The organism is Streptomyces sp. NBC_00878, assembly GCF_026341515.1.
In the GTDB taxonomy this organism is placed as follows: domain Bacteria; phylum Actinomycetota; class Actinomycetes; order Streptomycetales; family Streptomycetaceae; genus Streptomyces.
In genome coordinates this window covers 5,704,324-5,717,252 of the sequence record NZ_JAPEOK010000001.1, presented here as the reverse complement: position 1 = coordinate 5,717,252, position 12,929 = coordinate 5,704,324, and the positions used below count along the sequence as shown (strand labels likewise).

At 70.1% G+C, this 12,929-nt stretch carries 11 protein-coding genes; 9 read left to right on the top strand and 2 right to left on the bottom strand.

From position 1 onward, the window contains the following. Positions 1-156 precede the first annotated feature (156 nt). From OHA11_RS24575 to OHA11_RS24555, 5 genes are all read left to right on the top strand, one after another. The gene (locus OHA11_RS24575) at positions 157-1,332 is read left to right on the top strand and encodes a CdaR family transcriptional regulator (protein WP_266499737.1); all 1,176 of its coding nucleotides are present in this window, start codon (positions 157-159) and stop codon (positions 1,330-1,332) included. 127 nt (positions 1,333-1,459) lie between these two features. After that, positions 1,460-2,746, top strand: coding sequence for an amidohydrolase family protein (locus tag OHA11_RS24570; RefSeq protein ID WP_266499735.1), 1,287 nt, complete (start codon positions 1,460-1,462; stop codon positions 2,744-2,746). Then, positions 2,743-3,459: an ATP-binding protein gene (locus OHA11_RS24565; RefSeq protein WP_266499733.1), complete on the top strand. Its 717-nt coding sequence runs from the start codon at positions 2,743-2,745 to the stop codon at positions 3,457-3,459. Before OHA11_RS24570 ends, OHA11_RS24565 begins: the two co-directional genes overlap by 4 nt. Further along, on the top strand, positions 3,456-4,880 hold the full coding sequence (locus OHA11_RS24560) for an MFS transporter (RefSeq protein WP_266499731.1): 1,425 nt from the start codon (positions 3,456-3,458) through the stop codon (positions 4,878-4,880). Before OHA11_RS24565 ends, OHA11_RS24560 begins: the two co-directional genes overlap by 4 nt. A gap of 131 nt (positions 4,881-5,011) precedes the next feature. Then, the gene (locus OHA11_RS24555; RefSeq protein ID WP_266499730.1) at positions 5,012-5,650 is read left to right on the top strand and encodes a GntR family transcriptional regulator; all 639 of its coding nucleotides are present in this window, start codon (positions 5,012-5,014) and stop codon (positions 5,648-5,650) included. A 41-nt stretch (positions 5,651-5,691) separates the two neighbouring features. On the opposite strand, the gene OHA11_RS24550 is transcribed toward OHA11_RS24555, so the two are convergent. Together OHA11_RS24550 and OHA11_RS24545 are read right to left on the bottom strand one after the other, a co-directional pair. Then, complete coding sequence (locus OHA11_RS24550) at positions 5,692-6,057, bottom strand: hypothetical protein (protein WP_323186625.1); 366 nt, start codon at positions 6,055-6,057, stop codon at positions 5,692-5,694. Continuing rightward, entirely contained in the window at positions 6,048-6,335 is a 288-nt protein-coding gene (locus tag OHA11_RS24545) for a hypothetical protein (protein WP_266507886.1), read from the bottom strand. The genes OHA11_RS24550 and OHA11_RS24545 overlap by 10 nt, the downstream gene beginning before the upstream one ends. 187 nt (positions 6,336-6,522) lie before the next feature. Here OHA11_RS24545 and OHA11_RS24540 point away from each other — a divergent pair, with 187 nt between their 5' ends. The 4 genes from OHA11_RS24540 to OHA11_RS24525 all read left to right on the top strand — a co-directional run bounded on the left by OHA11_RS24540 (position 6,523) and on the right by OHA11_RS24525 (position 12,899). Beyond that, complete coding sequence (locus OHA11_RS24540; RefSeq protein WP_266499728.1) at positions 6,523-7,200, top strand: HAD family hydrolase; 678 nt, start codon at positions 6,523-6,525, stop codon at positions 7,198-7,200. A gap of 85 nt (positions 7,201-7,285) precedes the next feature. Next, a complete protein-coding gene (locus tag OHA11_RS24535; protein ID WP_266499726.1) occupies positions 7,286-8,551 on the top strand; it encodes an aspartate aminotransferase family protein in 1,266 nt (421 codons plus the stop codon). Next, entirely contained in the window at positions 8,548-11,394 is a 2,847-nt protein-coding gene (locus OHA11_RS24530; RefSeq protein ID WP_266499725.1) for an FAD-binding and (Fe-S)-binding domain-containing protein, read from the top strand. The genes OHA11_RS24535 and OHA11_RS24530 overlap by 4 nt, the downstream gene beginning before the upstream one ends. A 17-nt stretch (positions 11,395-11,411) precedes the next feature. Beyond that, complete coding sequence (locus OHA11_RS24525) at positions 11,412-12,899, top strand: NAD-dependent succinate-semialdehyde dehydrogenase (RefSeq protein ID WP_266499724.1); 1,488 nt, start codon at positions 11,412-11,414, stop codon at positions 12,897-12,899. The last annotated feature ends 30 nt before the right edge of the window (positions 12,900-12,929 follow it).

The window sequence follows — 12,929 nt, the reverse complement described above, 5'->3', positions numbered from 1 at the left end:
GCGTGGGCCGTCGCAGTGACCAAACGCGCTACGGACGCCTTGCCCGATCGCCACATCGACATCCTCGCAGTGTCAGTCTGTCTGACAGTATGTTCCTAGCGGTGGGAGGAGCAGACGCCGTTCTCTCTCGCTCTCGGGACGTTGTGGGAGGCCGCCGTGCTACAGGAGCTGCAGGACGTCATCAACGGCATCTCCGCCGAGGTCGGTGTGCCGACATCACTCACCGACACCCGGTTGAACTCCCTGGTCTTCGGTCCGCACGACGATGCGGAGATCGATACGGTGCGTCGACAGGCGCTGCTTCTTCGGTCGACCCCGGAGTGGGTACGCGAGTGGTTCGGCCGGTACGGCATCGACACGGCGACCGCCCCGGTGCGTATTCCGGCGGATCCGGAACGCGAGCTGGCCGGCCGGGTCGTGGTTCCCGCCCGCTGGGCGTCGACCACCTGCGGGTACATCTGCCTCCTCGACGTCCACCAGGAGCTGGACGAAACCCGCATGGATGCGGTCATGGAAGCCGCAGCTGAGGTGGGGCGGGTCCTGTACCTGGATCAGCAAGCCCGGCACAGCGACGCCGACCTGCTCGGTGACCTCGTACGGGGATCCGCCGCCGTGCGCGGCAAGGCCGCCGATCGCCTGGGTGAGCAGGGACGGTTCCCTGTCGGCTGGCCGATCGCCGTCGTGTTCCTGCGGCCTGTCGGCGGAGGGTCCGGCACGGACGCTCTGGAGCACTGGCTGTGGCGTGATCATGGCGGCCTGCCTCGTGGGGCCCTGCGCTGTCTCGACGCGGAGGGAGCCGTGATCCTCGCGGCGGTCCCGCCCCCTGCGGAGCCCGGGCACACGGAACGCATCGTCGATCACCTGCTCGCCGGTGGCCACGATCTCCCCGAGCTCGTCATCGGCATCGGTGACCCGCAGTCAGATCTGCATGACGCCCACCTGTCGTACGAACATGCGCAGTTGGCCGCGCGGGCCGCCACTGTCTGGCCGGAGACAGGACCGGTGTGCTCGTGGGACCTGCTCGGCGCGCTGCGTGTCCTGATCGGTACCCCGGACCATCTCCTGCGGGATCTGATGGACCCGCGGGTGTCGCTGCTGAAGGAGGCCCAGCCCTCCCAGGCGAACCTGATCGACACCCTGGAGACCTATCTCGACTCCGGCTGTGACAACCAGACCACGGCGGCGCGTCTGCACGTGCACCGGGGCACCGTCTACTACCGCCTGGAGAAAGCCGCCTCCTTGTGCGGAATGGATCTGAGCGACGGGCTGGACCGGCTCGCCCTGCATCTGGGCATCAAGCTGCTGCGGCTGATCGAGTCGAAGGCCGACTGAGTGCGCCGGCTCTGAACGATTGCCGTATGGCGGGGTCCGTTCTTCGCAACGGATGTCCATGGTCCCTGCCGTACGTGGTTCCTAGCGTGAACAGCAGCCTGCTGGTACAGCCGCCAAGGAGCCCGCCGTGGACACCCTTTACCTGGTCAATGCCCGGACCATCGACGGAAGCGGTACGGATCCCGTCCAGGCAGGGTGGATTCGTGTCGAGGGCCGACGCATCACGGGAATGGGCCGGTCCCCGGTCGACACCGGCCGTAACCAGGTCATCGATGTCGGTGGCCGCACCGTCCTGCCGGGGCTGATAGACGCCCACACGCACCTCGCGGCCACCGAGATGCTCAACCTGGTGGATACCGTCTCCCGCCCCGTGCTGGCCGCGAAGACCTTCGAGAACATGCGCCAAACCCTGGCGGCCGGTTTCACCACAGTGCGGGACGCCGGGTTCACCGACTACGGCTTCAAGCAGGCGGTGGAGACCGGTCTCGTCCCCGGTCCCCGGATGTTCCTCGCGACCGGCCCCCTGAGCCAGACCGGCGGGCACAGCGACTTCCGCCCGGCCGAGGCGCAGGACCGGCAGCGGCGCAGCGACGGCCTGTACCACCCGGGAGTGGTCGTCGACGGCGTCGCGCAGTGCCAGTGGGGCGCTCGCGAAGTGCTGCGCCGGGGAGCGGACCAGATCAAGATCATGGCTGGGGGCGGCTGCACCTCCCCGACGGACCACGTGACGCACACGCAGTTCACCACCGAGGAGATCGCGGCCATAGTCCACGAGGCCCGGGCCAGGCACACCTATGTGATGGCGCACGGCTACACCCCCGAGTCGATCCGGACCTGCGTCGCGGCCGGCGTGCGCAGCATCGAGCATGCCAACCTGGTCGACGAGAAGGCCGCCGAGGCGATGGCCGCCGCCGGCACGTTCGCCGTACCGACCATCGCCACGTTCGATCTCCTGGTCCGCGACGGCCAGGAACACGGGCTCACGCCAGACAGCGCCGCCCAGGCCGCCCATGTGCTGGAGCGGGCGTACGAGGCCCTGCGCATCCTCAGGGACAAGGGCGTACGCATCGGTTCGGGCTCGGACGTCCTCGGCGCACATCAGCCCTTCAAGGCCCTGGAGCTTCAGCTGAAGGCGTCCGTGCTGGGGCCGATGGACGCCCTCGTGGCTGCGACCCGCACCAACGCCGAGTTGCTCGGTCTCGACGGCCTCGGGACACTCGCGCCCGGGAAGATCGCCGACCTGGTTGTCGTGGACGGGGACCCGCTCGACGACATCTCGGTCCTGCAGGACAGCGGCCGCGTCCACCTCGTCGTCAAGGACGGCCAGGTGGTGGTCGACAGGGTCGGCCTGTCCGCTGCCTCGTCCAAGGAGATACGGCAGCTGATGCCGGAGACGGAAGCAGCTGTGTCATGACCACCGCACTGCTGTCCGCGCGAGCCCCGGGATCGACCCCTTCCCGGCCGACCGCGTGCGTGTCCACCTCCCTGCCCGAGGGCGGCGTCCTGCATCAGGACGCCGCCCTCGCGGCCTTCCCGGCCGAAGCCCGATGGCTCGGCCCGATACGCTTCTTCGCCTCCTGCGCGCTCGGCCGGTGGCCACTCCCGGACGACACGCGAGATGCCGCGATGGCCATCCTGGGCGAGTTCACGGCCAATGCCGTCGTGCACGGCCGCAGCGAGCTCCATGTGCTGATGACGTTGTCCGACCGGTGCCTCACGCTGTACGTCCGCGATTCCGGTGAGATGCGCACGGCTTCGCGGGAGTCCGCCCTGCCGGACGACGAGCACGGCCGCGGGCTGCTCATGGTGGACGTGCTGGCCGAGCGCTGGGAGGCCGTGAGCACTGCGCTCGGCCGGCGCTGCACCGCGTGGCTACAGGTCCCGGATTCGGGTTGGCCCGACGCCGCTGGAAGGCCATGCGCAGGCGACCGGGAGTTCTTCGTCAGATGCCCAAAGGGCAGCAGCAGAACTCGGAACCGATGCACATGGTTCAGGACTTCCGGCGGTTCTACGGTCCTTCCCACCAGCGGCGCTCCGCGCCGTCGGTTCAGACACCTCCTCTCTCCCTTCGTTCGGGCTCGGCTCCCCCACAGCCTCAGCGCCCCCGATCTCGAGGACCGAACATGAACCACATCGCACGGCTTGAGCGTCTGCCGCTGAGCCGTACCCATCGCAAACTCCTGATCATCGGCGGTCTCGGCTACACCTTCGACGGAGCCGACGCGGCGATCATCGCCTTCATCCTGCCGGTGGTCGCCCAGCAGTGGTCACTGAGCGCCGGCCAGATCTCCCTGCTGGCCAGCGCGCTGCTCATCGGGTTCCTGTTCGGGGCTCTGACCGCCGGAACGCTGGGCGACAAGCTGGGCCGGAAGAAGGTGATGCTCGGCTCGCTCGTCGTGTACACGAGCATGACGCTGGTCGCCGCGTTCGCCCCCAACTACTGGGTGCTGTTCGCCTTCCGAGTCCTGGCCGGGGCAGGCATCGGTGCGGAGAGCGCCATCATCGCTCCCTACCTGTCCGAATTCGTGCCCGGGCGCTACCGGGGCCGGTTCATCGGCGCCGTCGCCGGGTTCTTCTCCTTCGGCTACGTCCTGTCCGCGCTCATCGGCCGGTACGTGATCTCGCCGTTCGACGACGGATGGCGGTACGCCCAGATCATCCTGACGCTGCCCATTTTCGCCGTGATCTGGTGGCGGCGTTCCATGCCCGAATCCCCGCGCTACCTGCTGTCCAAGGGGCGTGTGGAGGAGGCGGAGCAGGTCGTCGCCGCGCTGGAGGAGTCGGTGCGCAAGGAGACCGGCACGGCCCTGCCGCCCGTCCCCGCCGAGCCGGACGCCCCGTCGGCGACCAGCCACCTCGCTCACGCCTCGATGGGCAAGAAGCTCGCCGTACTGTGGAGCGGCCCCTTCGCCAAACGGACCTTCGTGGCCTGGGTGATGTGGTTCTGCCTGACCTTCGCCTACTACGGCTTCTTCACGATGATGCCCAAGCTCCTGGCCGACAGCGGCATGACCGTCGTGAAGTCCTTCAGCTTCGTGCTGTACATCTACCTGGCCCAGATCCCCGGCTATTTCAGCGCCGCCTTCCTCTCGGAGTACCTGGACCGCAAGCGGTCCATCGCCCTGTATCTCTCCGGCGCCACACTCTCCGCACTCGGCATGGCACTGTCCCACTCCGAGGGCGCCATCGTCGGCTTCGGCGCCGCACTCTCGCTGTTCATGAACGGCGTCTACGCCCTGCTGTACACCTACACGCCGGAGACCTACCCGACCGAGATCCGCACCACCGGGCAGGGCACGGCCTCGGCCTTCGGCCGTATCGGCGGCATCATCGCTCCCTTCGCCTTCACGGCCGCGGCGGCCCAGGGCGGCCTGAACGCCGTCTTCGGCGTCACCTCGGCCGTCCTTCTGGTGGGCGTGCTGACCGTGCTGTCCTTGGGACTTGCCACCAAGGGACGCACCCTCGAAGACCTCAGCCCCAAAGGCCGGCACCGAGCGACGGATCCGGCTACCGACACCTCCCAGGTGAAAAGCCCCGCCTCGCCGTGACCGCAGCCGCTGGATGCGCCCCGCAGAACGCACGGCCGGGGCGCATCAAGCATGCCCGGATACGCGATACCCCCGCATGTAAGACTGTGTGACAATCTGTTCGCTCGCGGGCCGGAGTAAGGGGATGCACCGTGCTGCAACGCGTCACCGCCGTGCAGGCACTGACCGAGGAGCTACGCCGGCAGATCCTCAGCGGTGACCTGCCGCCCGGCTCGAAACTCCCGGAGGTCGGGCTGGCCGAGCAATTCAACGTCGCCCGTCCCACCGTACGCACCGCTGTACAGCATCTGGTGGAGCGCGGAGTGCTGCGCCGCGACACCGGCCGCTCGGCCGTCGTACCGGAGCTGAGCGGTGCGGACGTGCGCGACGTCTACTTCGCGCGGGAAGCCGTAGAGCTGCATGTGGTCGACCATCTGTCGGCGCCCGGCCGGTCACCGCAGCGCCTGCGGCAGGTGCGGCAGGCCATGGAGCATCTGCAGAACCTTTCCGCCGACGCCCCGTGGAGCGAGGTGGCGGAGGCCGATCTCGCCTTTCACACGGCGCTGGTCGAAGCTGCGGAAAGTACGCGGCTGGACCGGCTGTTCCACGGTCTGCTGGAGGAGGTCCGGATGTGCCTGGTCCAGTTGGAGGCCCACTACCCGCGCCGTGCCGACCTCGCTGACGAGCATCGCCGGATCCTCGATGCCCTGGAGACTCAGGACGCGGCTGTGGCACGGAAGTTGATGCGTGCTCACCTGGACAGTGCGGTCAGGGCGCTCACAGACGACTGACCGCCGCCTCGCGAGGAGACGGCGGTCAGCGGTCAGGAACGTCAGCGGACCGGCTTTCGTTCCGGGTCCGGCAGTTCCACCAGAGCTGCACCGTGCCGCGTCTGCTGCACCCACGCGCACACCAGCACCAGAGCCGCCACACCGACCGACCACAGCAGCTGCGGTCGCGCGGAGTCGTCGAACAGCATCGTGACCAGGACGGCAAGGATGCCGACGATGGCGACCCACGTCAGGACCGGGAAGCCCCACATGCGCAGCACCAGCCGTTCCGGGGCTTCGCACTCGTACCGACGGCGCAGCCTCAGCTGCGACACGGCGACCACGAGCCAGACGAACAGCGCCACCGCTCCGGAGGAGTTGAGCAGGAAGGTGAAGGCGAGGTCGGGGGAGTAGTAGTTCAGGCCCACGGCGAGGAACCCGAACGGCGGACGACGGGCCGCCGGGTGACGAAGCGGGCGATCAGGCCCACGAGAATCGGGGCCCCGCCGACGGCGATCACCGTGCTCGTGGCCACCCCCGACAGTTCGACGGCGTGGAAGTAGCAGACGGAGAAGCCCGACACGGCCACGGAGCCGAGGGCGACGGCCCTCAACTCCCGCCACTGCCAGGGCACATGACCCATGCGGCGGCGCCGGGCCAGGAGGTACAGGGCCGCGGCGCCGATCAGCAGGCGCAGCTCTGCCACGTGCAGCAGCGACGGCGAACCATGTGCACGTGTTGAAAGTCGGCGCCGCCTTTTCTGGCCGGCTGACGAAAGACGCGGGGCGCGGAATCGTAGACGATCCGACTGTTGGCAATGCCGGTCGGCTTGCGGTCACGACCCCGCCCCGGCTCCTCCCTTCCGAGAACCCCAAGAACCCGGAGAAAGATCAATGAGCGAGAAGCGTTGGGTCACCTTCGACTGTTTCGGCACCCTCGTGGACTGGCGCCACGGCATCGCCACCGGCATCGAGCTCGTCGCGCCCGGCAAGGGCTGGGAGCTGCTGGACGTCTACAACCGCCACGAGCCGCAGGTACAGAGCGAGTACCCCGCCATGCGCTACAGCGACGTCCTGGCGGAGGCTCTGAAGCGCACGGCCGCCGAGGCGAAGCTCGACCTGGTGGAGGACCAGTTCCGGGTCCTGACGGCCGGCATCCCGTTCTGGCCGGTCTTCCCCGAGACCCGCCAGGCCCTGCTCGAACTGCAGGGGGCCGGCTGGAACCTCGCCCTGCTCACCAACTGTGACCGCGTCGTCATCGGCGAGACCCAGCGCCGCCTCGGGATCCAGTTCGACGCGATCGTCACCGCCGAGGACTCCGGCGCCTACAAGCCGGCCCTCAACCACTTCCAGTACTTCGAGAAGTCCCTCGGCGTCACCCGTGACCGCTGGGTGCATGTGGCGCAGAGCTACTTCCACGACATGGTGCCCGCCGGCCGGCTCGACATCACCCGCGTGTGGATCAACCGTCTCGACGAGAAGGACGACCCGTCGATCGCTCACGCCGTCCGCCGCGACCTGAGCGACCTGGCCGCCACCGTCAACGAGGTCCACCAAAAGTTCAACGGCTGACCCTCGCCGCCGACCGTGCCGGGCGCCGTCCACGTGTCCCCGGTGCCCGGCACGCCCGCAGTCCGCCCCGCACAAGGAGTCCGCCTTGACCAGCCTGTCCCCGCACCTGCGCCAAGCCACCCCCGTCACCGCCGAGCGCGGCGAGGGCGTCCACCTCTACGGCACCGACGGCCGCCGCTACCTGGACTTCACCGCCGGCATCGGCGTCACCAGCACGGGTCACTGTCACCCGCGCGTGGTCGCCGCCGCGCAAGAACAGATCGGCAGGCTCATCCACGGTCAGTACACGACCGTGATGCACCAGCCGCTCCAGCAACTCGTCGAACGGCTCGGGGATGTACTGCCCGCCGGCCTGGACAGCCTGTTCTTCTCCAACTCCGGCAGTGAGGCCGTCGAGGCGGCGCTGCGGCTGGCCCGGCAGGCCACCGGCCGCCCCAACATCGTCGTCTTCCACGGCGGCTTCCACGGCCGTACCGTCGCGGCCGCCTCGATGACCACGTCCGGCACCAAGTTCCGCACCGGGTTCTCCCCGCTGATGTCGGGCGTCGCCATCGCCCCGTTCCCTACGGCCTTCCGCTACGGCTGGGACCAGGAGACCGCGACCCGCTTCGCGCTCAGCGAGCTCGACTACCTGCTCCAGACCGTCACCGCCCCGCAGGAGACGGCGGCCTTCGTCGTCGAGCCCGTCCTCGGCGAGGGCGGCTACATCCAGGCCGACCCCGCTTTCCTGCGCGGGCTGCGCGAGCGCGCCGACCGCCACGGCATCGTCCTCGTGCTGGACGAGATCCAGACCGGCTTCGGCCGCACCGGCCGCTTCTGGGGCCACGACCACGCCGAGGACGTCCGCCCCGACGTCATCACCATCGCCAAGGGCCTGGCGAGCGGCTTCCCGCTGTCCGGCATCGCCGCCTCCCAGGAGCTCATGAGCAAGGTGCACCCGGGCTCGCAGGGCGGCACCTACGGCGGCAACGCCGTCGCCTGCGCGGCCGCGATCGCCACCCTGGACGTGATCCGGGACGAGAAGCTGGTTGAGAACGCCGACACCATGGGGCAGCGGCTGCGCGCCGGCCTGGAGGAAGTCGCCCGTACGACGCCAGGCATCGCCGACGTCCGCGGCCTGGGCCTGATGCTCGCCAACGAGTTCGTCACCGCCGACGGCTCGCCCGACCCGGCCACCGCCGCGCGGGTCCAGCAGGCAGCCGCCGAGGAGGGCCTCCTTCTGCTGCTCTGCGGACCCTGGAACAACGTCGTGCGCATGATCCCGGCACTGGTCATCGACGAGACCGCCGTCGACGAGGGGCTCGCCGCCTGGCGAGCCGCCGTGGGCAAGGGCACGGCCGCTACGTCATGACCACCGTGGAAGAGCTGGTGACGGCGTTGCGCAGGGAGGTGCCGTCCCTGCGGGTCGACACCTCCGGCGGCCGACGTGCCCAGTACGCCTACGACGCGTCGAACTACCGGGTACCGCCACTGGCCGTGGTGTTCCCCGTGCGCGCCGACGAAGTCGCCGGCGCGCACAAGGTCTGCCACGGCCTCGGCGTGCCCGTCACCACCCGAGGTGCGGGCACCAGCATGGCCGGCAACGCCGTGGGCACCGGCCTCGTCCTGGACCTGTCCCGCCACATGCGCCGCGTCCTGGAGATCGACGCGTCCGCCCGGACGGCGCGCGTTGAGGCCGGCATCGTCCTCGACGACCTCCAGGACGCCGCCGCTCCGCACGGGCTGGTCTTCGGCCCCGACCCGTCCTCGCACAGCCGCTGCACCATCGGCGGCATGATCGGCAACGACGCGTGCGGCAACCACTCCGTGCGCTACGGCCGCACCGGGGAGCACCTGGTCTCCCTCGACCTGGTCCTGGCCGACGGCACCCGCGCCACCGCCGACCGCGACGGACTGCACGCCGTGGACGAGGCGGGCCGGGAGCGGGTGGCACGGCTGACGGCCGACCTGCGTGGCATCGTCGACGCGGGTCTGGCGACTATCCGTCTGGCGCTGGGGCGCATTCCCCGCCAGGTCTCCGGCTATCAGCTCCAGCACCTGCTGCCCGAGAACGGCTTCGACGTCGTACGGGTCCTCGCCGGCACGGAAGGCACCTGCGCCACGGTCGTCTCCGCCACCGTCCGCCTGATGCCGAAGCCGCCTGCCGCGCTGCTCATCGCCCTCGGTTACGACGATGTCGTCGACGCGGCCGAGGATGTGCCGTTGATCCTGAAGTTCTCCCCGGCCGCGGTCGAGGGCCTGGACGAGGCGATCGTGGCCACCATGCGCCACCGCCGGGGCGCCGCCTCGGTGACGGGGCTGCCCGAGGGACGCGCCTGGCTGTACGTCGACCTCGACGGGGACGACCCGCAGCAGGTGGCCGCCGAGGCCGAGCGCCTCCTGGACGAGTTGAAGGCCGCGGGCCGCATGGTCTCCGGCCGACTGATCACCGACCAGACCGAGCGGGCCTCCCTGTGGCGAGTGCGCGAGGACGGCGCGGGACTGGCCGCCCGGCTCACCGACGGCAGCGCGTCCTGGCCCGGCTGGGAGGACGCGGCGGTCGCCCCCGACCAACTGGCGGGCTATCTGCGCGACTTCCGCACCCTCATGGCCGAGCACCGGCTCACCGGCGTGCTGTACGGCCACTTCGGCGCCGGCTGCGTCCACGTACGGCTCGACTTCCGCCCCGACACCGACGAGGGCCGCACCGTCATGCGCGCCTTCCTCACCGAGGCCGCCCGACTCGTCGTACGGCACGGAGGAACCCTCTCCGGCGAACACGGCGACGGCCGGGCCCGCAGCGAACTGCTGTCGGTGATGTACGACCGATCGATGCTGGCCGCCTTCGCGGCCTTCAAGCACGCCTGGGACCCCGAGGGCCTGCTCAACCCGGGCATCCTCGTCGACCCCCGCCCCCTGGACGCGGACCTCGCCCTCAACACCAGCCGGACCACCACACCCTCGACGGTGTTCGCCCTCCTGGAGGACCCGGACGGCATCACCGCGGCCGCCAACCGTTGTGTGGGCGTGGGCCGTTGCCGCAGCCACACCGGCGGGGTCATGTGCCCCAGCTACCGGGCCACCGGCGACGAACAGCACTCCACCCGAGGCCGGGCCCGCACCCTGCAGGAGATGCTGCGCGGTGCGCTCCCCGGTGGCTGGCGCTCCCGTGAGACCCGTGAGGCGCTCGACCTGTGCCTGTCGTGCAAGGCGTGCTCCAGCGACTGCCCGGTCGGCGTCGACGTGGCGACGTACAAGTCGGAGTTCCTGCACCACCACTACAAGTGGCGCCCGCGTCCCCTGTCGCACTACTCGCTCGGCTGGCTCCCGCTGTGGACGGCGCTCGCCGGCCGCATGCCGAAACTGGTCAACGCGGTGATGGGCAGCCGTCTCGGGCCATGGATCGCCCGCCTGGGCGGAGTGACGCCGAAGCGGAGCCTGCCCGCGTTCCACGGGCGGCACGCATGGCGGCGCGGTGTGTCGGAGACGGCGGAAGCACCAGGGGCAATCCTCATGGTGGACTCCTTCACGCGGGCCTTCCGGCCCGAACTGGCCGGAGCCGCCTCCCGAGTTCTCGCCGACGCCGGGCTGCCCACGCAGGCGAGAGGTGACGTCTGCTGCGGCCTGACCTGGATCACCACCGGCCAACTCGGCGTCGCCCGCCGTGTGTTGGCCCGTACGGCCGCCACCCTCGACGCGACCGAGGGACCGATCGTGGTCACGGAACCCAGCTGCGCCGCCGCCCTCGCCAAGGACCTGCCGGAGCTGGTGGACAGCGACGCGGCACGCCGGGTCGCCGCGCGGGTGCAGACCTTCACCGGAGCGCTCGCCGAGCGCGTCGCCACAGGGTGGAAGCCCCGGCACGTACCTGACGAGGTGGTGCTCCAGACCCACTGCCACCAGTACGCCGTCTTCGGCGCCGGACAGCAGCGCGACCTGTTGCGCGACCTGGGCATCGAGAAGGTCACCGAGGCCACCGGCTGCTGCGGCGTGGCCGGCAACTTCGGCTTCGAGAACGAGCATTACGACGTCTCGCTCGCCGTCGCCGACCAGGCACTGCGCCCCCGGCTGGAAGCGGCCGCTCCCGAGACGCCTGTCCTGGCCGACGGGTTCAGCTGCCAGATGCAGATCGAGCACCTCGCCGGAGACGACCGCCCCGGCGCCACCCACCTGGCACAACTGCTGGACGACCCCCAACCCCCTTCGCTTTCCTGAGTTCTGGAGACACGAACATGGCCGACACCAACGACACCAAGACGGACGTCATCGCGGACGTTCCCCGGCAGCTGTTCATCGCGGGCCAGTGGGTGCCGGCGGCCGACGGCCGCACCTTCGCCGTGGAGAACCCCGCCACCGAGACACAGCTGTGCGAGATCGCCGACGGTGGCACGGCCGACAGCGCCCACGCCGTCGAGGCAGCGGTGGCCGCCCAGGACTCCTGGGCCCGGACCGCGCCGCGGGTACGCAGCGAGATCCTGCGCCGCGCCTACGAGCTGATCGTGCAGCGAACCGACGAGCTGGCGATGCTGATGACCCTGGAGATGGGCAAGCCGCTCGCCGAGGCACGCGGTGAGGTGGCGTACGCCGCCGAGTTCTTCCGCTGGTTCTCCGAGGAGGCCGTCCGCATCAACGGCGGCATGACGACCACGCCCGACGGCCGCAACCGCATCATGGTCATGCGGCAGCCCGTCGGCCCCTGCATGCTGATCACCCCGTGGAACTTCCCCCTGGCGATGGGCACCCGCAAGATCGGCCCCGCGGTGGCCGCCGGCTGCACGATGGTCCTCAAGCCGGCCCCCCAGACCCCCCTGTCCAGCCTCGCGCTGGCCCGCATCCTCCAGGAGGCCGGGCTGCCCGACGGCGTCCTCAACGTCGTCACCACCACCCGCGCCCAGGACGTCGTCGAACCGGCCCTGCGCGGCGGCAACATCCGCAAGCTGTCCTTCACCGGCTCCACCGCCGTGGGCCGACTGCTACTCGCCCAGTGCGCGGACACCGTCATCCGGACCTCCATGGAACTCGGTGGCAACGCCCCCTTCATCGTCTTCGAGGACGCCGACCTCGACGTCGCCGTCGAAGGCGCGATGACCGCGAAGATGCGCAACATGGGCGAAGCCTGCACGGCGGCCAACCGCCTGTTCGTGCACCGGTCCGTCGCGGACGAGTTCGCCGAGCGCCTTGCCTCGCGCATGGCCGCCCTCACCGTGGGCCCGGGCACTCGCGACGGCGTCCAGGTCGGACCCCTCATCGACGCCGCGAGCAAGCAGAAGGTGACCTCCCTCGTCGAGGACGCGGTCGCCAAGGGCGCCAAGGTCGTCGCCGCCGGCGCCGCCCCGCAGGACGCCGGCCACTTCTACCCGCCGACCGTCCTGGCCCAGGTCAGCCCGGACAGCGACATGCTCAGCACCGAGATCTTCGGCCCCGTCGCCCCGGTCATCGCTTTCGACGACGAGGACCAGGCCGTACGCCTGGCCAACGACACCGACTGGGGACTCGTCGGCTACCTCTTCACCCAGGATCTCGACCGCGCCTTGGACGTCAGCGAACGCCTGGAGGTCGGCATGGTCGGCCTCAACACCGGCCTGGTCTCCAACCCGGCCGCACCCTTCGGCGGGGTCAAGCAGTCCGGCCTGGGCCGGGAAGGCGGCCGGGTCGGCATCGAGGAGTTCCTGGAGTACAAGTACATCGCCACACCCGTGCGGGACCGCTCGGCGTCATGAGTACGGTCCGGACCGCCACAAGGGGCAAAC